23 protein-coding genes are annotated in these 20,027 nt (G+C 63.0%); 12 read left to right on the top strand and 11 right to left on the bottom strand.

Annotated elements, in window-relative coordinates; all coding sequences use genetic code 11:
- Nucleotides 1–214 precede the first annotated feature (214 nt).
- A complete protein-coding gene (locus V5N12_RS03005; protein ID WP_332897672.1) occupies nucleotides 215–418 on the top strand; it encodes a DUF7472 family protein in 204 nt (67 codons plus the stop codon).
- Here the strand turns inward: V5N12_RS03005 and priL are convergent.
- Nucleotides 415–1,497, bottom strand: a complete 1,083-nt coding sequence (priL, locus tag V5N12_RS03000; protein ID WP_332897671.1) for a DNA primase regulatory subunit PriL — start codon at nucleotides 1,495–1,497, stop codon at nucleotides 415–417. The genes V5N12_RS03005 and priL overlap by 4 nt on opposite strands.
- A 121-nt stretch (nucleotides 1,498–1,618) precedes the next feature.
- Complete coding sequence (locus V5N12_RS02995; RefSeq protein ID WP_332897670.1) at nucleotides 1,619–2,362, bottom strand: DNA polymerase sliding clamp; 744 nt, start codon at nucleotides 2,360–2,362, stop codon at nucleotides 1,619–1,621.
- A gap of 324 nt (nucleotides 2,363–2,686) precedes the next feature.
- Between V5N12_RS02995 and V5N12_RS02990 the strand changes: the two genes are divergently transcribed.
- The 4 genes from V5N12_RS02990 (at nucleotide 2,687) to V5N12_RS02975 (ending at nucleotide 5,207) form a co-directional block, all read left to right on the top strand.
- Nucleotides 2,687–3,085, top strand: a complete 399-nt coding sequence (locus V5N12_RS02990; RefSeq protein ID WP_332897669.1) for an ArsR/SmtB family transcription factor — start codon at nucleotides 2,687–2,689, stop codon at nucleotides 3,083–3,085.
- The gene (locus V5N12_RS02985) at nucleotides 3,082–3,513 is read left to right on the top strand and encodes an arsenate reductase/protein-tyrosine-phosphatase family protein (RefSeq protein WP_332897668.1); all 432 of its coding nucleotides are present in this window, start codon (nucleotides 3,082–3,084) and stop codon (nucleotides 3,511–3,513) included. The genes V5N12_RS02990 and V5N12_RS02985 overlap by 4 nt, the downstream gene beginning before the upstream one ends.
- Nucleotides 3,510–4,352 carry an arsenite methyltransferase gene (gene arsM, locus V5N12_RS02980; RefSeq protein ID WP_332897667.1) on the top strand — a complete coding sequence of 281 codons (843 nt, stop codon included), beginning with the start codon at nucleotides 3,510–3,512 and terminating at the stop codon, nucleotides 4,350–4,352. Before V5N12_RS02985 ends, arsM begins: the two co-directional genes overlap by 4 nt.
- A 93-nt stretch (nucleotides 4,353–4,445) precedes the next feature.
- Nucleotides 4,446–5,207, top strand: a complete 762-nt coding sequence (locus V5N12_RS02975; protein WP_332897666.1) for a 23S rRNA (uridine(2552)-2'-O)-methyltransferase — start codon at nucleotides 4,446–4,448, stop codon at nucleotides 5,205–5,207.
- Between the two features lie 92 nt (nucleotides 5,208–5,299).
- Here V5N12_RS02975 and V5N12_RS02970 read toward each other — a convergent pair whose 3' ends face one another.
- From V5N12_RS02970 to tatC (V5N12_RS02960), 3 genes are read right to left on the bottom strand one after another with little or no spacing between them, the layout of a single operon-like run.
- Nucleotides 5,300–6,016, bottom strand: a complete 717-nt coding sequence (locus V5N12_RS02970; protein WP_332897665.1) for a queuosine precursor transporter — start codon at nucleotides 6,014–6,016, stop codon at nucleotides 5,300–5,302.
- Nucleotides 6,009–6,182, bottom strand: coding sequence for a ribbon-helix-helix domain-containing protein (locus tag V5N12_RS02965; protein WP_332897664.1), 174 nt, complete (start codon nucleotides 6,180–6,182; stop codon nucleotides 6,009–6,011). Before V5N12_RS02965 ends, V5N12_RS02970 begins: the two co-directional genes overlap by 8 nt.
- 35 nt (nucleotides 6,183–6,217) lie before the next feature.
- Nucleotides 6,218–8,200 (bottom strand): twin-arginine translocase subunit TatC, encoded by a 1,983-nt coding sequence (gene tatC, locus V5N12_RS02960; RefSeq protein ID WP_332897663.1) that lies wholly within the window; start codon nucleotides 8,198–8,200, stop codon nucleotides 6,218–6,220.
- 125 nt (nucleotides 8,201–8,325) lie between these two features.
- Between tatC (V5N12_RS02960) and tatC (V5N12_RS02955) the strand changes: the two genes are divergently transcribed.
- Both tatC (V5N12_RS02955) and V5N12_RS02950 read left to right on the top strand, forming a co-directional pair.
- On the top strand, nucleotides 8,326–9,102 hold the full coding sequence (gene tatC, locus V5N12_RS02955; RefSeq protein WP_332897662.1) for a twin-arginine translocase subunit TatC: 777 nt from the start codon (nucleotides 8,326–8,328) through the stop codon (nucleotides 9,100–9,102).
- Between the two features lie 34 nt (nucleotides 9,103–9,136).
- Complete coding sequence (locus V5N12_RS02950; protein WP_332897661.1) at nucleotides 9,137–9,745, top strand: histidine phosphatase family protein; 609 nt, start codon at nucleotides 9,137–9,139, stop codon at nucleotides 9,743–9,745.
- On the opposite strand, the gene larE is transcribed toward V5N12_RS02950, so the two are convergent.
- The 3 genes from larE to V5N12_RS02935 are packed head-to-tail and all read right to left on the bottom strand — an operon-like array spanning nucleotide 9,742 to nucleotide 12,367.
- On the bottom strand, nucleotides 9,742–10,611 hold the full coding sequence (gene larE / locus V5N12_RS02945; protein WP_332897660.1) for an ATP-dependent sacrificial sulfur transferase LarE: 870 nt from the start codon (nucleotides 10,609–10,611) through the stop codon (nucleotides 9,742–9,744). The genes V5N12_RS02950 and larE overlap by 4 nt on opposite strands.
- 44 nt (nucleotides 10,612–10,655) lie before the next feature.
- Complete coding sequence (locus V5N12_RS02940) at nucleotides 10,656–11,144, bottom strand: PaaI family thioesterase (protein ID WP_332897659.1); 489 nt, start codon at nucleotides 11,142–11,144, stop codon at nucleotides 10,656–10,658.
- Nucleotides 11,141–12,367: an MFS transporter gene (locus V5N12_RS02935; RefSeq protein WP_332897658.1), complete on the bottom strand. Its 1,227-nt coding sequence runs from the start codon at nucleotides 12,365–12,367 to the stop codon at nucleotides 11,141–11,143. Before V5N12_RS02935 ends, V5N12_RS02940 begins: the two co-directional genes overlap by 4 nt.
- Nucleotides 12,368–12,571: 204 nt before the next feature.
- Here V5N12_RS02935 and V5N12_RS02930 point away from each other — a divergent pair, with 204 nt between their 5' ends.
- Genes V5N12_RS02930 through V5N12_RS02920 form a run of 3 tightly spaced genes read left to right on the top strand, consistent with a single transcriptional unit; the run spans nucleotide 12,572 to nucleotide 15,937 of the window.
- Nucleotides 12,572–14,554 (top strand): MutS-related protein, encoded by a 1,983-nt coding sequence (locus V5N12_RS02930; RefSeq protein ID WP_332897657.1) that lies wholly within the window; start codon nucleotides 12,572–12,574, stop codon nucleotides 14,552–14,554.
- A gap of 41 nt (nucleotides 14,555–14,595) precedes the next feature.
- A complete protein-coding gene (locus V5N12_RS02925) occupies nucleotides 14,596–14,754 on the top strand; it encodes a hypothetical protein (protein WP_332897656.1) in 159 nt (52 codons plus the stop codon).
- A gap of 58 nt (nucleotides 14,755–14,812) precedes the next feature.
- Nucleotides 14,813–15,937 (top strand): ORC1-type DNA replication protein, encoded by a 1,125-nt coding sequence (locus V5N12_RS02920; RefSeq protein WP_332897655.1) that lies wholly within the window; start codon nucleotides 14,813–14,815, stop codon nucleotides 15,935–15,937.
- Here the strand turns inward: V5N12_RS02920 and V5N12_RS02915 are convergent.
- Nucleotides 15,934–16,644: an SDR family NAD(P)-dependent oxidoreductase gene (locus tag V5N12_RS02915; RefSeq protein ID WP_332897654.1), complete on the bottom strand. Its 711-nt coding sequence runs from the start codon at nucleotides 16,642–16,644 to the stop codon at nucleotides 15,934–15,936. The two genes, V5N12_RS02920 and V5N12_RS02915, sit on opposite strands and share 4 nt — an antisense overlap.
- A gap of 48 nt (nucleotides 16,645–16,692) precedes the next feature.
- Nucleotides 16,693–17,997 (bottom strand): phosphoglucosamine mutase, encoded by a 1,305-nt coding sequence (gene glmM / locus V5N12_RS02910; RefSeq protein ID WP_332897653.1) that lies wholly within the window; start codon nucleotides 17,995–17,997, stop codon nucleotides 16,693–16,695.
- 81 nt (nucleotides 17,998–18,078) lie between these two features.
- Here glmM and rpiA point away from each other — a divergent pair, with 81 nt between their 5' ends.
- A complete protein-coding gene (rpiA, locus tag V5N12_RS02905) occupies nucleotides 18,079–18,768 on the top strand; it encodes a ribose-5-phosphate isomerase RpiA (protein ID WP_332897652.1) in 690 nt (229 codons plus the stop codon).
- A gap of 78 nt (nucleotides 18,769–18,846) precedes the next feature.
- Here rpiA and V5N12_RS02900 read toward each other — a convergent pair whose 3' ends face one another.
- Nucleotides 18,847–19,014 (bottom strand): DUF1931 family protein, encoded by a 168-nt coding sequence (locus tag V5N12_RS02900; protein ID WP_332897651.1) that lies wholly within the window; start codon nucleotides 19,012–19,014, stop codon nucleotides 18,847–18,849.
- Nucleotides 19,015–19,143: 129 nt separating this feature from the next.
- Here V5N12_RS02900 and larB point away from each other — a divergent pair, with 129 nt between their 5' ends.
- Entirely contained in the window at nucleotides 19,144–19,914 is a 771-nt protein-coding gene (gene larB / locus V5N12_RS02895; RefSeq protein ID WP_332897650.1) for a nickel pincer cofactor biosynthesis protein LarB, read from the top strand.
- Nucleotides 19,915–20,027: the final 113 nt, after the last annotated feature.

Below are 20,027 nucleotides of genomic sequence, written 5' to 3'. Positions count from 1 at the left end.
AGTTTCTGTGTGGGTGGCGACACGTCATTCGCCGTAGCGTCCGCCAACCACTCCACGAGAAACATAGGTGTTCAAAAGACGTAAAGGCTTCTTCTCACGGACTTATCAGTGTTTTTCTCCGACGTGATTGGCGTGTAAACGCCCCCCATGTTTCGACTGGAAGGCGAGCCACAGGGTTCGAAGCGCTTTTGGAGCGGGGAAGAAAACGCCGTGCATGGAATTAGAGCGGGACACAGTCCGTGAAATCGTCGTCTCGACGCTTGCGGTCGTGCTGTTCGTCGCTGCGGTGGTGGTCATCGGGGCAACATACACGAAAGAATCGCTGTCGAGTCAGGGCGCGCTCGCGCTCGTCGGCACAATCGTCGCGTTCGTGCTACTGATGGGCGTGGTTGGCTTCTGGCTCTCGCGGCAAGATTAGGCTTCTTCTGACTCGGCTTCCGCCTGCTCTGTGCGCCAGTCGGTGAGTTCGTCGTCGTCGGCGTCGTCGAGCGCCTTTTCGTAGTACGCCATCGGATGTGAGATGGTCTCACACCGGTCGTCTTTGTTGACGCAGTCGCCGTAGGACTGCATGGTCGCACACGACGGCGCTGAGTACTCGGTCGGGCTGGTCGCCCCGCGGATGTGGTCTGTCTGGTAGCGCGTGATGTCCTCACCGAAGCCGGGGTTCACCTCGTACAGCGAGACGATTTCGTCCGTGTTCATCCCGATGCTCGCGAGAAACGCGGTGATGGCAAAGCGCGAGTGATGTTCTAAGTGCTCGCCTTTCTGAATCTTGTCAAGCAACGCAGTCATACACGGCGGGAACAGGTCGGGGACGACGGTGTCGATTTCCCGAGTTAAGTCGAGTTCCGAGATGACTTCTTCTACGTGTTCAACTTCCGCTGTGAGCGACTCCGCGATTGCGTCGGGGACGTTCAGCGGCAGGCCGTCTTCGATGCGGTGTTGGATGGCCTGTTTGAGCAAATCATAACACTCGGCTTGCGTCACCGGCACCTGCCCGTCTGCGAGTTCGCGGTTGACGAGTCGCCACTCGTCGCCCCACATATCGGCCGCGAGCAGGAGGTACGTCGCCACATCGACGCGGTAGCCCGCGCCGTCTTCGTGGACGTGACTCGTGAGGTCGAACTCGGCGAGCAACTGGTCGAACGAGAGGCGTTCGGTCTGCGTGCTCTTGAGTTCGGTTCGGTCTTCGAACTCCTCGGTGAACCGCTCGTGGGCCGCAGTAGCCTCTGCGCGGGCGTAGCGCCGGGTGCAAATGTGAACGTCCACGAGTGAGACGAGCACGCGTGCGACCGGGTAGGAGAGCAGTTCGTCGCGGACGCTTCGCACGGGTTCGCCCACGTCGCCGTCGGTGAGTGCGCCCTCCACGCGCGCCACCGCCCGTTCGACGACGGGGTCGTCCTCGCGGGCGACGAGTTCTGCGAGGTCGACACCCGCCTCTTGAACCGCCTGACGTGAGGTGGCGAGAAACGGGTATCTGGCGTGGAGTTGCTTCATTGAACTGCACCTTCTTGGTGAGTCCGAATAAATTGAATGGATTTGCTGAGAATTCGGTCAGCCGATGGGCACGACGGGCACCAGCGCTCATGGTGCGTGGCGAAAGGAGGGAGAAGTGTGGTTAGTCGCTCTGGATGCGTGGGGCGAGCATGTAGGTGACGCTGCCCTGTCCCTCTGCGAGTTCGAAGTGGAGTTTCACCGGGAACTCCTCGCCTAAGTCGATGGTGACCTCCCCGTCTTTCGGGATGGCCTTGTTCATATCCTTCAGATAGTCGAGCGAGAACAGCGAGCGCGCTTGCCCGGCTTGGAGGTCGATGAGGTCTTCGCGGGGGAGTTCGAGGCGCACGTCGTCCGTGTCGCCCTCTGCAGACACGTAGAACAGCTCGTCTGCCTCTTCGACGCCGAGTGCGATGTGGTCTGAGACCATATCGGCGGCCTTGACTGCCCGGTCGATGTCACGTCCCTCGATGACGACCTGTGCAGGGAGGTCCAGATTCGGAATGTCTGGTTCCTGCCGGATGGAGTCGGGGTCAATGAGCGCGAGGGTGTACTCTAAGCCCTCGATTTGGATGTGGAGCTTGCGCGTCTCCTCGTCGAGTTCGAGCTGCACAAGCTGGCCGGAGCTGGCCATTCCTGCGATGTTCTCCAGTCGGGAGAGATTAACGCCAATGACGCCGCCGTCCGCCTCGTAGGACTCGAAGGCGCTGGCATCGAGCGTAAGGTCAACCATCCCAACGTTCGCGGGGTCGACCGCCCGGATGGCGAACCCGTCCTCGTTGAGGTGGATTTTACACTCGTCTACCAGCACACTCACGGAATCAAGGGCCGTCCGGAGCGTTTCAGCGCCCACGATAGCCTTGAACATGTATTTCGGGGTACGAAAGCCCGGCATAAAAAGACTCGCGTTCGCGCCTGCGGACCCGCGCGTGCGCGATAGCCGTCAGTGAGTTTTGTGGCCAGCAACCAGCCGACTCGACCTCACATCAAAACCCAGCTGTCGCCCCGCGAGCGGGGACGTACGAGTAGAAAGCGACGCGTGCCACAGAACCCCAACCCGCTCCACGGCCAGAACCCATACTGAGTACACAATAGTGCTCCAGAACTCACGCGTACCGACAATAGATTTTGCCTTCTGAGCCACTGATACGCGCCGAAACCCTAATATGAACAGTTGTTCAATTATTCAATCATGGCCCAAGATACGACGCGACTTCGCCGCCTTCTCGCGGACGAGAGCGGCACCTGTTGTGACGCGGATGTGGATGCCCGACTCGACGCGCTCGCCTCGCTGACCGAGCAGGTGCCAGAGACCTATGAGACAGACAGTGCGGTGTTGAAAACGCTCGGCAACGAGACACGCTACCGGATTGTGCGCCTGCTCGTCGCCGCAGACGGCGAACTGTGCGTCTGTGAAATCACCCCGCTGTTCGACGTGAGCGAGAGCGCGGTCAGTCACGCGCTGTCAGACCTCACCGAAGCCGGACTGCTGTCGCGGCGAAAGTCGGGGACGTGGCGCTACTATCAGACGACGCCGCGCGCCGAGAAGCTCGTCGCCGCGCTCGACGCGACCCGAGGTGGAGACGAATGAGCGCCACACCGGTTCGCGTCGCGTTCATGTGCGTCCAGAACGCCGGGCGCAGCCAGATGTCAACCGCGTTCGCAGAACGTGAGCGAGCAGACCGCGGCCTCGAAACCGAGGTCGAAATTCTGACCGGTGGCACCCACCCCGCAGCCCACGTCCACGAGGAAGTGGTAGAAATCATGGTAGAGGAAGGCTTCGACCTCCAAGACCGCACTCCCCGCGAGATCACGACCGAGGAACTGGCCTCGTGTGACTACGTGGCGACGATGGGCTGTTCGACACTCGAACTCGACCCCGCCGCGGGCGTCGACGTGCGAGACTGGGCACTCGCAGACCCGGACGGCCAAGACGTAGAGCGCGTCCGCGAGATTCGAGACGAGATTGTGGCGAACGTTCACGCGCTGTTTGACGAAATCGAGGAGGAGTTACAATGACAGAGCAGACAAAGAGTGTAGACGACACCGCAACCGAACGCGACGCGACCACACAGCGACGAGCGGTTCGCGCTCGCTACGCGAACATCGCCACCGCAACGGAGACGGGCTGTGGGAACGGCGGCTGCTGTGATGGCGAGTCAGCCCCGGCTAGCTCTGCACGACTCGGCTACTCGGCCGACGAAATGCAGTCGGTCGAAGCAGGTGCGGATTTGGGCCTCGGCTGTGGCAATCCAACCGCGCTCGCCGCGCTCACCGTGGGCGAAACCGTCCTCGATTTGGGGTCTGGAGCCGGCTTCGACTGCTTCCTCGCCGCCCAGCAGGTGGGCGAAACGGGCCGCGTCATCGGCGTCGACATGACCCCCAAGATGGTCGAGAAGGCCCGCGACAACGTGGCGAAAAACGGCTCGAGGACGGTCGAGTTCCGCCTCGGTGAAATCGAACATCTCCCCGTCGCAGACGAGACAATCGATGTCATCATTTCGAACTGCGTCATCAACCTCTCGCCCGAGAAGCGACAGGTGTTCCGCGAGGCGTACCGTGTCCTCAACCCTGGCGGCAGGCTGGCAATTTCCGACGTTGTGATGACCGCCACAGTTCCCGAATCGGTTCGGGAGAACCCCGAGTCGGTGGCCGCCTGCGTCGCCGGAGCATCGACTATCGAGAACCTCGAAACAATGCTGGCTGCGGCCGGGTTCGAGAACGTCGAAATCACGCCGAAGGACGAGAGCGCGGAGTTCATCCGCGAGTGGGACGCGTCACTCAATCTCAGCGACTACATCGTTTCAGCGACGATTACGGGCGAGAAGCCAGAATCGGGTGACGCAACGCCCGAATGAGTGGGCTGTTCTCGCTCCGCTCGACCACCCACAGCCCCGTTTCTGTGGGTCGAAGGGCGTAAGAAGCCCCGTTCCCTACGCCACGGCAATCAGATGCCACGCAAAGACCACTACTACAACAAATCGAAGCAGGAAGGCTACCGGTCGCGGGCCGCCTATAAGCTGAAACAACTGAACGACGAGGCCCACCTCATCGACGAAGGTGACACCGTAGTCGACCTCGGGGCCGCCCCCGGCGGCTGGCTGCAGGTCGCAAGCGAGTTGGCCGGCCCCTCGGGTACGGTCATCGGCGTCGACCTCCAGCGCATCGACCCCATCGACGGCGTGGAGACCATCAAAGGCGACATGACGACCGACGAAATCAAAGACGCGGTGAGAGAGACCGCAGGCGAGGCCGACGTCGTCATCTCCGACATGGCACCGAACATGACCGGCGAGTACAGCTTGGACTCCGCCCGCTCTGCGTACCTCGCTCGCCAAGCGTTCGAGACGGCAATCGATATCCTCGCCCCCGGCGGCGACTTCGTGGCCAAGATTTTCGACGGCCAAGACGTCCAACCGCTCCGCGAGGACATGGGAAAAGAGTTCAAATACGTCCGCGCCATCCACCCCGACGCCTCGCGTGACGAATCCTCCGAACTCTATCTGGTCGCCAAAGGCTTTCTCACCTCGCCCGTCCGCGAGGGTGACCGCGTCGAAGTCACCATCGAGAGCGTCGGCAAGGAAGGCGACGGCGTCGCTAAATTAGAGGGGTACACGCTGTTCGTTCCGGGCACGGAAGAAGGCGAAACGGTGGAAGTCAAAGTCACGGACATCAAGCCGCGCTTTGGCTTCGCAGAGCGCATCGACAACTAGTCTGCGAGCCAGTCATTTTTACGAACACGAGACTGCCGAGGTTGTGGGAGGCGTCGCTCTCGGCTGCGGTAGGGTAGAAAACGCAAGATGCGTTAGTCGAACACGAAGCCGCCGGTTTCTGCGCCCTCCTCACGCGAGCGGACGTAGCCGACGACGGCGTAGACAAAGGGCGTGTCTGCGAACGCAATCAGGAGTTTGAGGACGTACTGGCCGATGATGAGACCCGCGACCTGCGGCAGGGGCAGTGGTGCGCCCGTCCCGAGGAGTTGGGGGACGAGGAGGAAGGCGAGCGTGACGAAGATGACGGTATCGATAATCTGGCTGCTCGCGGTCGAGCCGATGTTTCTGAGCCAGAGGTGGTCGCCGTCGGTGTACTCTCTGATTCTATGGAACGCGAACACGTCCCAGTTCTGGCTCACGATGTAGGCGGCGAGACTGCCGATGACGATGTTCGTACTCGCGCCGAGCACCTGTGCGAAGGTTCCGGCATCAACCGGCGAAAACTGGAACGTCGGCGCTTGAATCGTCGTCCAGACGAGCGCGAGCATGATGAAGTTCATCACAAAGCCGATGTTCACGAGGCGAGTCGCACGCTCTCGGCCGTAGAGTTCGGCATAGCAGTCAGAGGCGAAGAAGGTGAGCGCGTAGGCGAGCGCCGCGCCGGGGAGCGTGAGCGTGTTGCCAGTGAAGGGAAGCGAGAAAGGAATGGAAAAGGCGAGCACCTTCGAGGCGGTGAGTTGGGCGGTGACGAGCGCAGTGATGAAGAGAGACGCAAGCGAGATAACGACGATATCGTCCCCGTCACTCATCCTCGATTCTCCCGTGTCGGTCGTCAATTTCATCCAGTAAATCGAGCATTTTCCGAATCGACGCACGAATCGCCTCGCTGCGGTTGACAAATTTTCCCTCGTCTCCGACGTGGGCATCGAGGTCTGAGAGAAGTTCCTGTGGGACCTCAACGCTGATTTTAGGCATATGAAAAAATTACGACTCGATTACTTAAACCTGTACTAGTCCGCACCCGCTTGCTTTTTCTCGGGGATGCGACGGCCGCCGAGCGTGACGACCCAGAGCAGCCCAAGCCCGATGAAGTAGGCAAGCAGCGTCGGAATCGAGAGGATGAACATCATGAACATCCCCCCGGGCGCGCCAAACGCAGCAATCGCGAGGACAGCGATGGTGACCTCGCGCCACCGGCCGCGGAAGGTGCGGTAGGTGATGATGCGCCCGCGGTGGAACAGCAACATCGTGACCGGAATCATGGCGAGGATGCCAACCCCGGCGGTGGTGAGGAACACCAGCCACCCGAAGGCGTTGATGCGATAGGAGATTATCATGTTCGCCTGAATCGCGTCGTTTGTCAGCCACGAGATGACCGTTGGCGCGATGTAGGAGTAGCCAATGGCGCTGCCGGCGATGATGCCGACGAACAGCGACAGCCCCCAGACGAGCAGGACGTTGCGGTTGCCACGGGCGAAGCCACGCTCCTTGAGCGCGGGCCACGCGAAGTAGAGCAACACGGGGATGATGGAGACGGCGGCGAGCACCGTGGCGATTTTCACCTCGAAGATGAGCGCCTCGACGGGGTGGAGCGCGACGATGCCCACCTCTTCGGGGCGCACGGCTTCTGGCAGGCGACGCAGGAAGTCGGCCTTGATGAGGCCAATCCCACCTTGGTAGAGGAAGACGAACACAGACGCGAGGACGAGCATGAACGTCCCGACCAGCCAGAACGCTTTGGACGTGAGACTGTCCAAGATGAACGCGATGTCGTAGTAGTAGCCACCGATGTCGTCTTCGGATTTCTCGTCCTCTGAGAAGGCGTTGAAAATGCCCGTCGTCGTGCGCGTCAGCGTGCTCGACTCTTCGCGTTCCCGCTCTTCTCGCGCTTCGACGTCGGCTTCCGTTTCGACGGGCGCTTCTGCGGCGTCGGCTTCGGCCATGTCGTTGGCCGCGGCCGCCGTCGCGCCGTTTTCGACCGGCTCTGCTTCGAGCGCCTCTTGTACCTCGTCGAAGCGGTCTAAGATGGCTTGGGCCTTGTCCGCGTCGTCATCTTGCATCGCGGCGCTCGCGTGTTGGAGCGCCTCGTCTTCGGACATGGCGGCGAACACTTCTGCGGGTGCGGCGTAGACCGCGGCAGCGTCGAGCGGTTCGATGTCGATGTCTGCGGGGTCGCCCGCGCTCGCCGCGTCGGGGGCCTTCCGCGACCGCCGCGTCGAGACGACGACCTTGGTGAGCATGAGGCTAAAGCCGTAGAGAATGAGCAGCGGCACGGCCCACATGATTTGGGTGAAGGGGTCTGGCGGCGAGAACAGCGCGCCGAAGACGAAGATGGCGACCACGGCGTGACGCCACTTGTCGCGCCACGTTTCGTAGGGGACGACTTCGATGTAGGCGAGGCCGCTCATCGCCAGTGGAAGCTGGGCGGCGAGGCCGAAGGAGACGGTGAGCAAGAAGACGAACTGCGCCCAGTGGACGATGGAGTACGTTGGCTGGAAACCGCCTTTAATCGCGTTCCCGGCGAGGAACTCGAACATGAGGGGGAAAAACAGGAAGTAGGCGTACACGATGCCAGCGACGAACAGGACGAAGCTGAGCGTGAGCACGAACGCGAGTTTCCAAAAGCCGATGCGCTGGGTGGGCCAGAGGCCGCGTTCGCGCAGTGCATCGCGCGAATAGTAAATGAGGAAGGGGAGCGCGAGGAGCGCGCCGACGACGAGGCCGATTTTCACCTGTAACAGAATCACGTCGAACGGCGTGACTGCAATCACGTCGGTCTGGGAAGCGACGTTGTCACCGAGTTTCGAGAACAGGTCGGCTTTGAGTTGCACCCAGACGAACTTACGCAGGGCGTAGATGGTGCCCATCAGCCCGATGACGAACACGATGAACACCTTCTGTAGATGGGTCTGTGCGGTGCTGAGCATCGCGCCAAGCGTTTCGCGCCCGCTTGCGACAGCGCGTTTCGTGTCGTCGTCTATCGCTCCAGACATCCCCGTATCTGGCGAACGTAGCCCGGTCTGAGTTATCAATCTTGTTCTCTGCGCGGAGAAGAAAGCTTACAAACGTTGGCCGGACTACCCTCGTGTAATGACGGGAGTAGCGGAGGAGAGAGACGATGGCTGACCACTTCTCGGCTCCGGCGGTAGAAGAGGACGGCGGCATCGTCAGCGAGGGCCCCTCTTCTGACAAGGAGATGCCACTTGCAGAGCACATAGAGGAGATGGTGCGGCGCACCGGCATCGTCCTCATTCTCATGGCCGTCGTGAGCGGCATCGTCTTTCCCTTCGCAGACCAGATCATCAACTTCCTCTGGAACAACATCCTCCCCGGCACCGACGTTGCCCGCCCGCGGGTGTACCACCCGCTCGCGCTGTTGCTCGCCCGGCTCAAGGTCGCCACGCTCGCCGGGTTCGTCATCGCGCTCCCCGTGTTCGTCTACGAGACGTATCTGTTCATGCGCCCCGGCCTCTACAAACACGAGCGCCGCTACTACCTCGCCGCCGTCCCGACGAGTCTCATCCTCGCGTTCATCGGCGTCGCGTTCGCGTTCTATCTCGTGCTCCCGACGATTTTCACCTACTTCACCTACTACACGCAGGGAGCAGCGACCGTCGCCTACGGCCTGACCGAGACGTTCAACCTCATCGTGTTGCTGATGGGCTTTTTCGCGCTCATCTTCCAGATTCCGCTCATGGTCATGCTCGCCATCATGATGGGGCTGACCACCCGCAAGTGGCTGGCAGACCGTCGCCTCTACTTCTGGGGGGCGTTCGCGGGGATTGCGTTCCTGTTCAGTCCTGACCCGACGGGGATGGCCCCCATCATCGTCGCCGCCACGATGATTGCGCTGTTCGAAGGCACCCTGTTGCTCCTGCGCTGGACGCAGCGATAACACTCTTTTCTCCGCCCACCCTCTGCCCACTCGAATGAGAGTGTTGGTGGTCCGCCACGGCGAGACGCACTGGAATCGGGAGCGACGCATGCAAGGGTGGGCCCCCTCACAGCTCACCGAAGCCGGGCAAGAACAAGCGCGAGTGACGGGCGAACGGCTTGCCGCCGAATACGACATCTCCCACATCTACGCCTCCGACCTGACGCGCACCCGCGAGACGACGGCGTTCATCCGCGAATCAGTCGCGGCAGCCGTCACCTTCGACGCCGCGTGGCGCGAGCGCGACCTCGGCGTGTATCAGGGACTCACCTACGACGACATCACCGAGCGATTCCCCGAGTTTTCGCTCCAGAGAGCCGGACTGGAAGCCGCCGCGAAGGTGCCAGACGGGGGCGAGAGTATCGTGCAGGTCAGAGAGCGCGTGCTCGGCGGCTGGCAGGAACTCACAGCAAACGGCCACGACGACGACACCGTGCTCGTCGTGAGCCACGGCGGCCCGCTCTACTTGCTGCTTGGCCACCTCCAAGGTCACGACATCGTCGAGAGCTACATGCGTATGAATCTGCAAAACTGCGCCGTCTCAGAAATCGCAGTCGAGGACGGAGACGCGCGAGTCGTGCGCGAAAACGAGACGCCGTACTAGTTACCGGTCGGATACTCCGCATCGAACACGTTCTCAACGAGGGGTTCATCTTCTTGCTGCCCGGCCGGACTCACGCTCCCCGTTCGATACCCGAATAAATCGAGCGTGACGTGGTCGAAGCCCACGTTTTTGAGGTGGTCGCGGGCGGCGCGGATGAAGTCTACGTCGAGGGCGCGCTCCAGTTCCTGCTCGTCGATTTCGATGCGCGCGAGGCCGTCGTGGTCGCGCACCCGGAACTGCGAGAACCCCCACGTCCGGAGCAACTGTTCTGCTTTGTCAACCCGCGTGAGGCGTTCTTCGGTGACTTCGAGGCCGGTCGGGATGCGCGAGGAGAGACATGCCATCGCGGGTTTGTCGGCCACCGAGAGGTTGTACAACTCCGCAATCTCGCGGACTTCAGCTTTGGTGATACCTTGGGCGACGAGCGGCGAGTAAGCGTTCAGTTCCTCGACGGCGCGCAGGCCGGGGCGGTGGCCCTCGCCGAGGTCGGAAGCGTTCGTGCCGTCGCAGACGAGTTCGATGTCGAGTTCGCGGGCTTTGTCGAACATCTTGCCGAGGCGCATCGTCCGGCAGTGATAGCAGCGGTCTTCGTCGTTTTTGACGAAGTCGGGGCTGTCGAGTTCGCTGAATTCCACGATTTCGTGGCGAATCCCGATTTCTTCTGCGACCGAAACGGCGTCGCTGAGTTCGGCGTCGGGCAGCGTCTCGCTCTTTGCGGTGCAGGCGACAGCGTTCTCACCGAGGGCGTCTGCGGCGAGTGCCGCGACCACGCTCGAATCGACACCACCACTGAAGGCGACGAGGACGCTCTCTCTTTGCGCGAGGTCGTCGCGGACGGCTTGTGCTTTCTCCTCGACCGTAGGCATGCGCGTCGCTACTTCCCGCGCGCAGAAAAGCACGTTGTCCCGCGTCAGGGGTGTGCGGGCCGGACGAGCGGGTCGCGCGACAGGTCGTACTGCACCGCGAGAACCGACCCGGTGGCGGTCACCTCGCCTTCAGGGCCAAGTTCGACTCGAACCCGCATCTTCGGGCCAACCCCTCCCTCCACCCACCCACGCAGGTGGATTGGGCCGATTGGCGTTGGCCGCAAGTAGGAGACGTCGAGACGACCGGTGACGCAGACGATACGCGGCTGACTTCCGAGTTGCCGACCTTCGGCGCGATAGGCCGCCGTCATCGCCGTCCACATGGCGTGGCAGTCGATGACGGAGGCGATGTAGCCGCCGTAGAGCACTTGTGCAAACCCGGCGTTGTACTGCGTGTCGGGGTGCACCGTAGCCACAAGCGCCTCGCCGTCTTCGTAGCTCTTCAGCTGAAACCCGTGATGATTGGCGGGACCACAGCCGTAGCAGGTCAACTCCGGCCACGAATCTTGGACGGCAAGCTGTGTGGCAGTCATACGATTTCCTCCGGTTCTTCGGGCGGCAGCGGCGTCTCTGCGAGCAGTCGGCTTGCGACGGCGACGATGACGAGCGCGAAGAGAATCGAGACGAGTCCCGCGCCGAGCAAGAGCAGCGGATAGCCCGTGGCGGTCGCAAGCCCCGCGAACAGCGCCGGCCCGGTTGCCCGGCCGAGGAAAGTGGTGCTGTTGCGCAGGCTGAGCGCCCCGGCGCGGTACTCGCCGCTCACCGCGTCGCTGATGGCGGCGTCAACCGCGGGCATCGAGAGGCCGAGGCCTGCCCCGACGATGACCGCACCGACGGCCACGACAAGGACGCTCGGCGCGAGCCAGATGACGAGCAGGCCGAGGCCGAAGCAGACGAACCCGCCCGCGACGAGCAGGCCGTTCGAGATGTAGCGCGCGAGGCGGCCATTCTGGGTCGAGACGACGATGGAACCAGCTTCCGCCGCAACGATGGTGCCGCCGATGAACACCGGCGCGAGGGCGTACTGTTCTGAGAGTAAGAACGGCAGAACCGTGATGATGGCCCCGAACAACAGCAGTTCAGTCGCAAAGGCCGCGGCGTAGAGGAACAGCGTGTTCGGCCCCGTGACCACCGAAACCGCATTTCGGAGGTAGGTGAGGCTGCGCATCTCACGGTCAATGGCCGGTTCCTCGAGTGCGAGGAGGGCGAACAGTCCCACCGGAAGTGCGAGGAGGCAGGCGACGAAGGGGACGTTCCACCCGAAGGTGACGAGGATGCCGCCGACGAGCGGGAACAGCGCCGCACCCGCAGACAGCACGGCGATGTTCATGCCGAGAACGGCGTTTCGCTGGGTGCCCTCGTAGGTATCGCCGATGATGGTCACCGTGGCGACGAACAGTCCGGCGGCGGCGGTCCCCTGAATTGCCCGAAGGACGAGTAGTGCCGTAAAGTTCGGCGCGAAGAAGATGGCCCCGCCGGTGAGACCGAAGGCGAACAGGCTCGTCACGAGCACGCGCTTTCTCCCGACGCGGTCTGCGAGCAGGCCGATAAACGGCGAGAGCACGATGCCGACGACGAAGTAGGCGCTCACTACGAGACTTGCTTGGGCGTCCGTGACGACGAAGGCGTCACGAATCACCGGGAGCGCCGGGGCGATGAGCGGGACGCCGATTGGCGCGAGCAGCGTGCTCAAGAGCACAACCTGCACCGTCCGTGAGCGCCACGGAACCTGTCCCGACGAGAAACGTCCAGCCATCAGTCCATCCCCCGCGCGGCGACCGGTCTGTCCCCACGCACTAACCACACCATACTAGCTACGTCGCTCGCAGCATGGATAATCCTGATTCATGAGGGCCTGTAACTCCAGAAAACCGGACTCTCGCGGGAAATTTTCGGGCCGTGGCGCGGCGGTGTGCTACCGCGAACGCTTTTTGTCTCGGGGTGGGTATCACTGCGCTGAATGGATTTCGAGGGCATCCCGGGCGTTGGCGAGAAAACAGCGGCGGCGCTTGCGCAACTCGACGACCCCGAGACGGCGCTCAAACGCGGCGACGTCCTGCGGTTATCGAGCGCACCCGGCATCACCGAAGGGCGCGCGGCGAGCATCGCGCGGGCGGCCATCCGCGAGCAACACGGCGACCCCGGCCGATTTCTCGCCACCAGCCGCGCCCGCGAGCTGTACGCTGACACCCTGTCGTTGCTCCAACAGCGCACCGTCACGACGTACGCGAAAAAGCGCTTAGAGACGCTGTTTCCGAGTTCGAAACGCTCGCGCATCGACGAGGTGCGTGCGTTCGTGGAGGTGGCAACGGAGCGCGAACCGACACCGGAGGTATTAGACGCGCTTTCTGCGGTCGAACCGCTCGTCAACCCGCGCGGCGTCCGGGTGCGCGACCGCTGTCTGGCGACGATGGACGCAGAGACCTACGCGAGCGCGAAGGAAGCCATCCCCGAGTTGAGCGTCGAAATCGTCGACGACGCTCGCCGTCTCGGAGATTTGGCGCGGGGCTACGCCACCGTCATCGCCTTAGACGAGGAGTTCGCGGGCGTGGACATAGACGGCGACGTGCAGGTGAAACCCGACGCGCTCGACAACGTCGTCGAAATCGTCCCCGAGCGTACGCTCTCCTTTTTTGCGACCAACCGCGAGCGCCTACAGGCGGCGATTCGCGTCCACCGCGCGGCGGGGATGAAGCCGCCTGCGGGCCTCGATTTGGACGCGCTCGAAGCCGGACTCGCCCGACTGAACGACGACGGCACGGTCAAGGGTGACGACGAACTCGAACGGCTCACTGCGGCCGCAAACGACCTCGACGCGGCGGTGTCGATGGCCGAAAACGTGGCGAACGACTGCCTGCGCGAGGCGATTCAGGCCCGCGACGTGACCATCGAAGGCTCAGACCTGCTTTCACTCGTCGAACAGGGCGCAGGCGTCGATTCCCTGCTCTCGCGCGAACTCGCAGACGAGTACGACGCGGCCATCGAGGCGGCACGCGACCATCTCGTTGACTCGCTGTCGCTCGACGCAGGCGAAGAAGAAGTCGGGCGCATGATTTTCGGTGAGGAGCCGACGTTCCCTGTGGGGTATCAAGAGCAGGTTGTGAACCGACTCCGTGAGGATTTGACCGTGGCGCGTGACCGCCGGGCAGCGCGCCGAAAGCGCGAAGTCGCCCGCGAGTTGGCTGGGCTGACGGAGGCAGTAGACGAACTCGTGTTCGCCTCGCTCGAACTCGACGTGGAACTCGCCATCGCGCGCTTCGTCGCGGATTTCGACTGCGTGATGCCCGAGTTGTCGGGCGAGGGGTTCGCCATCGAAGGTGGGCGTTCGCCGTTGCTCGACGTGTCCTTCGAAGACGTCGAGCCGGTTGACTACGCCGTCTCCGGCGTGACGTTGCTCTCAGGGGTCAACAGCGGGGGGAAAACCTCGACGCTCGACCTCTGTGCGGTCATCGTCATCCTCGCGCACATGGGCCTGCCCGTGCCCGCTGAGCATGCGCGCGTCGGGCTGGTCGAAGAACTGCATTATCACGCGAAAACGCAGGGCACGCTCGACGCCGGTGCGTTCGAGAGCACGCTCCGCGACTTCGCGGGGCTCGTCACGGGCGAGGCGAAAAAGCTCGTGCTCGTAGACGAGTTGGAGTCGATTACCGAACCCGGCGCGAGTGCGAAAATCATCGCGGGCATCCTCGAAGCCTTGGACGAGCGCGACGCCTCGGGTGTGTTCGTCTCCCACCTCGCGGGAGAGATACGCGATGCGGCGGACTACACCGTCGCGGTGGACGGCATCGAAGCCGTGGGACTCGTGGATGGGGAGCTGGTCGTGAACCGCTCGCCGCAGAAAAATCATCTCGCGCGCTCGACGCCGGAGTTAATCGTCGAAAAGCTCGCGGCGGAGGGCGACGCCACCTTCTACGGCCGGTTGCTCGAAAAGTTCGAAGCCTGAAGCCCGCGGCTTCTAAGCTTTCAGCGCGCCTATCTTCGGTGATGTCTTCCCAGTACCGGTGTCCAGTGAAGGGCTGTGCGTTTCTGGTGCGCGCCGACGACGAGAATCACGTCCTCACGATGGCCGTCAAACACCACGAACTCAAACACGACACGCCCGTCTCCGGGGCAGAAGTCAGACGCACGATGACGCTCGTCTGACACCGATAAACCCCAATTTGGCGAACAGTTAAGTAGCGTCACAGGCACGGTGAAAGTGATGGCTGATGACCCCGACGGGGGGATGCTTTCGTGGGATGAGTCGGTGTTCCGAGACGAGCATGTGTTCGAAATCGACTACGTCCCCGAAGTATTCCGCCACCGCGAGACGCAGATGCGGAGTCTGAAATACGCACTCCGGCCAGCGGTGCGGGGGTCGCGCCCGCTGAACGTCCTGATTCGCGGGCCGCCCGGAACTGGCAAGACGACCGCCGTCCAGAGCCTGTTCGGGGAACTCAACGCCGAAACCGATGTGCGCACGGTGCGCGTCAACTGTCAGGTGGATTCGACGCGCTACTCCGTCTTCTCGCGCATTTTCCAGGGAATCTTCGACTACGAGCCGCCCTCAAGCGGCATCTCCTTTAAAAAGCTGTTCGGCCAAGTCACCGACCACCTCGTGGACGAAGACGAAGTGCTGGTGGTCGCCCTCGACGACGTGAACTACCTGTTCTACGAATCGGAGGCTTCAGACACGCTCTACTCGCTTTTGCGCGCTCACGAGGCCCACGCCGGGGCGAAAATCGGCGTCGTGGTGATTTCCTCAGACCTCAGTTTGGACGTCATCGAGGAACTCGACAGCCGCGTCCAGAGCGTGTTCCGCCCCGAAGAGGTGTTCTTCCCGGCCTACGACGAAGCCGCGATTCGCGACATCCTCGCAGACCGCGCGAAACCCGGCTTCCACGAGGGCGTCATCAAAGGCGACGTGTTAGACCGCGTGGCCGCGCTCACCGCGGACGCAGGCGACCTGCGCGTCGGGATTGATCTCCTGCGCCGGGCGGGGCTGAACGCTGAGATGCGTGCGAGTCGCGTCGTCACGGGCGACGACGTGGAAGCCGCCTTCGACAAATCGAAGTACATCCACCTCTCGCGGAGCCTTAGAGGCTTGTCAGAGCCAGAGCGTGCGCTCATCAAGGTAATTGCAGAACACGAAGGCGAGCAGGCGGGAGCCGTCTACGAATCGTTCCACGAGGAGACCGACCTCGGTTACACGCGCTATTCTGAACTCATCAACAAACTCGACCAACTCGGCCTCATCGAAGCGCGCTACACGAACGTCGAAGGCCGCGGCCGGTCGCGCGAGTTGACGCTGAAATACGACGCCCAAGCTGTCTTAGACCGGCTTTAGAACGTCTCGACGTGCGCTTGCACGTCCAGTTCGAGCGTCCATGAGTCCGGTTCTTGTTCTACGAGATGCCAGTACGAATTCGCAATCGATTCTGGGTCGAGGTACTGATACGGGTCGCCCTCAACGGCTGCATCCGTGACCGTCGGGTCTCGAATCGGGCCGTCGATGACGACGTGAGCGACGTGAATCCCCTCGGGGCCGAGTTCGCGAGCCATGGATTCGGCCATCCCGCGAACCGCGAACTTGGCGGCTGAAAAGCCGACCGCGCCCTCTCTACCGCGAACCGAGGAGGTCGCGCCGGTGAAGATGATGGTGCCGCGTCCGGCGTCAAGCATGTCGGGGAGGACGGCTTTCGTACAGAGCAGACTACCGACGGCGGCGACGCGCCAGGCGTGTTCGAACTCAGCGATCGAGATGTCTCGCACGCCCTTCCGCGCCGAGTCGCTCGCATTGTTGACGAGCACGGAGACTGGGCCAAACGCCTCGCGGACGGTGGCGAAGGCGGCGGTCACGGCCGCAGGGTCGGTCACGTCCACGGGGACGGCGAGGACGGTTCCGGGCGCGGCGTCGAGTTCGTCGACCAGTGCGTCGAGGTAGTCACCCGACCGTGCGAGCAGCGCAATCTGACACCCTTCGACCGCGAACCGGCGCGCGAGCGCCGCTCCGAGTCCTGGCCCCACCCCCGAAATGACTACCGTCTCGCCCATTGCTGTTCAATATCCGCGTGAGGAGAAAACAGTTCGTTCCGAAGGCGGCTACTGCGAGTCCGCGACGATGCCGGTCGCGCGCTCGAACACTTCGTCTGCGCGGGCGGGGTCGCGGGCCTCTGCGGTGATGCGGATGAGCGGCTGGGTGCCAGACGCGCGCAGGAGGAACCACGCGTCACCGAGGTCGACGCGGACGCCGTCTAAGGTTTGCACGTCGTCGAACTCGGAGAGCACGCGGGCTTCGATAGCCGCCATGAGTTCGTCTTTGCGCTCGACTTCGAGGCTGGTGCGGCGAATCGGATACGGCTCTAATTCGCCGACGCGCTCTGCGAGCGAGCGCTTGCTCGCGAGTTCGACGAGGCGAACCGCGGCGAGCGGGCCGTCCGGACAGAGGGTTTCGTCGGGCCAAATCCACGCGCCAGAGGGTTCGCCGCCGAACACCACGTCCGGTTCCGTGGCGCGCTCTGCGACGTACACGTCGCCGACTTTGGTGCGCGTGAGTTCTGCGCCTTTTTCTGCGAGCAGGTCTGCGACGACGAGGCTGGTGTCTACGGGCGCGGCGACCCGCTCGCCCTCGCCTGCGGCGTCGAGTGCGAAGAGCGCGAGCAGCATATCTCCAGAGATAAAGTCGCCGTCGCCGGTGACGGCCATCATGCGGTCTGCGTCGCCGTCGTGGGCGATGCCGAGGTCTGCGTCGGAGGCCGCGACGAGCTGGCAGAGCGACTGGCAAGTCTCTGCGGTTGGTTCGCTCGGGCGACCGGGGAACCGGCCGTCCGGCTGGGCGTTCAGGGTTTCGACCTCACAGTCGAGGCGGGCAAGCGCTTCTGCGGTGACGCCGCCTGCCCCGTTGCCCACGTCCACGATGACCGAGAGCGGTTCGTCGAGCGAGACGGCGTCGACGAGCGTCTGGATGTGGCGCTCTGCGCCGTCTTTCGCGTGGCGCTTGCCGAGGCCCTCCCAGCCGACGGGGTCGAAGTAGTCGTCGCGGATGCGTGCGGTGATGGCCTCGCGTTGGGCTTCGTCAAAGGCCTGCCCGGAGGGGTTCCAGAGCTTGATACCGTTGTCGGGGGCGGGGTTATGGGAGGCGGTAATCGAGACGCCTGCGTCTGCGTCCTCGCCCGCGACGGCGCGGGCGACGGTTGGCGTGGCGGCGAGGCCGATGTCGATGACGTCGGTGCCGCTTTCTCGCAGCCCGGCGACCAGCGCATCAGTCAAAAATTCACCACTTTCGCGGGGGTCGCGGCCGACGACGACGCGGTCGGCTTCGGCGGCAAGTGCCCGCCCGACGGCGAGTGCGAGGTCTGCTGTCACGACCTCACCGACGGGGCCTCGAATACCACTCGTTCCAAACATGATACTGGCGACGGAGTACGGAACCAAAAAGGGCGTGGCCGGCCGCGGTGCTTTTTGACACCCCACGTCTATGGTGGGCACATGAAAGCGACCGGTGGAAGCGATGACGCAAAGCGCCGCGCGGGCGAACGCGCCGCGGCAGAAGCCACAGACGGAATGGTCGTCGGCCTTGGAACGGGGTCGACGACCGCCTACGCGATTCGCGCACTCGGGCAAGCGGTGAACGCGGGCCTCGACATCCAAGGCATTCCGACCTCGTTTCAGTCGCGCCAGCTCGCCCTGAGCGCCGGGATTCCACTCACCTCACTCGATGCAGTAGACACCGTCCACCTCGCCATCGACGGCGCAGACCAACTCGCCGGTCGCCACTGCATCAAAGGCGGCGGCGCGGCCCACACGCGCGAGAAAATCGTGGATGCGGCCGCAGAGCGGTTCGTCGTCGTCGCCGATAGGACAAAACAAGTCGAGACGCTCGACCATCCGGTTCCCGTCGAAGTCATCCCCGAGGCGTGGACCGTCGTCACAGACGATATTTCGAACAAAGTCGGCGGCGCAGCCACCCTCCGCGAAGCCGAGCGCAAAGACGGCCCCGTCGTCACGGACAACGGGAACGTCGTGCTCGACTGCGAGTTCGGTGAGATACGCGACCCGGCCATGCTCGCACTCGACCTCGCCGCGATTCCGGGCGTGGTCGAACACGGCCTGTTCATCAATCTCGTCGATACGGCGTTCGTCGGCACGGACGCGGGCGTCGAAGAACAGCCGTTTTAGGCGGCGCTGGCGCTCAGGGGTGTGGGGTGTGAAAGAATGGTTGATTTTCCCCCAGAATGGGAGAGAGACTATCCGAGTTTAGAGGTCGCGCGGCTGGACCGTCTTACGGTCGTTCTCTTTGGCGCGGCGTGCGGCGTCTTCGAGAAGCTCTGCGACTTCCTCGTCGAGTGCGTCGTAAAAGTCGGACGCAACGTTCATGTCATCGAGCGCTTCCTTGACGGCGGCTTTGACGATCAGGTCTGCCATACGGACTTCTGTTTCCCATCACCGTTTATAAGGTTTCTCAAATGGACTCGGTGTAAGAAGGTCCCTACCCCCGACAAACCCCCGTTTCGAGTCGATAACTAGGTGCGCTTCGAGTGTAAACGAGGGGGTATGCGCGACATCTTAGAAGCCGTCGCCGCAGGTGAGTTGAGCCCCGCGGCCGCGGAAGCCGAGTTAGCGGGGTATGCAACCGACGACGCCGGGCGATTTGACGCCGCCCGCGAGCACCGAAGCGGCGTCCCCGAAGCCGTCTATGGGACGGGCAAAACGACCGCTGAAATCTGTTCGCTGGTCGAAACTGCACTGGAAACGACGGGGCGAGCAATCGCCACCAGACTGACCATCGAAGACGCGAATGCGGTGCGTTCTGCGCTCCGCCCCGCATTCTCCGGGACGCTCTCGTTCGACGAGCGCGCGGGCGTGCTCAGAGCGCACGCAGAAGACTTCGAGCGCCGTGATCTGGACGCGACGGTCGGCATCGTGACGGCCGGAACCGCAGACGGCGGCCCTGCAGGCGAGGCGGCGGCGATTGCGAGCGAGATGGGTGCGACCGTAAAACGCATCGACGACGTGGGCGTGGCGGGCATCCATCGGCTGTTCGATTCCTTAGAAGACCTGCGCGCGCTCGACGTGCTCATCGTGGCGGCGGGTCGCGAAGGCGCGTTGCCGACGGTGATTGCCGGACTCGTAGACGTGCCGGTGATTGCCCTGCCCATCGCCTCTGGCTACGGCGTCGGCGGCGATGGCGAAGCCGCGCTGTTCGGTATGCTGCAGTCGTGTACGGCGTTGACAACCGTGAACGTCGATGCGGGCTTCGTTGCAGGGGCGCAAGCCGGATTGATTGCGCGACGGCTCCATTCTGCAAGGAATCGGCAGAACTAACCGGATTTTGCCAGACTATCGTACGATTCTCAGGAGAATCGGGCAAGAATCGTGCAAGAGTATATCTACCTCGGCCGCGAACGATTCCTGCCGGTAGACAAGTGCCGGCGCGT

The sequence above is a fragment of the Haladaptatus sp. CMSO5 genome (assembly GCF_036689885.1).
Classification (GTDB): Archaea; Halobacteriota; Halobacteria; order Halobacteriales; family Halococcaceae; genus QDMS2.
The sequence above is the reverse complement of the archived record's forward strand: the minus strand, read 5'-3'. Positions and strand labels throughout refer to the sequence as shown.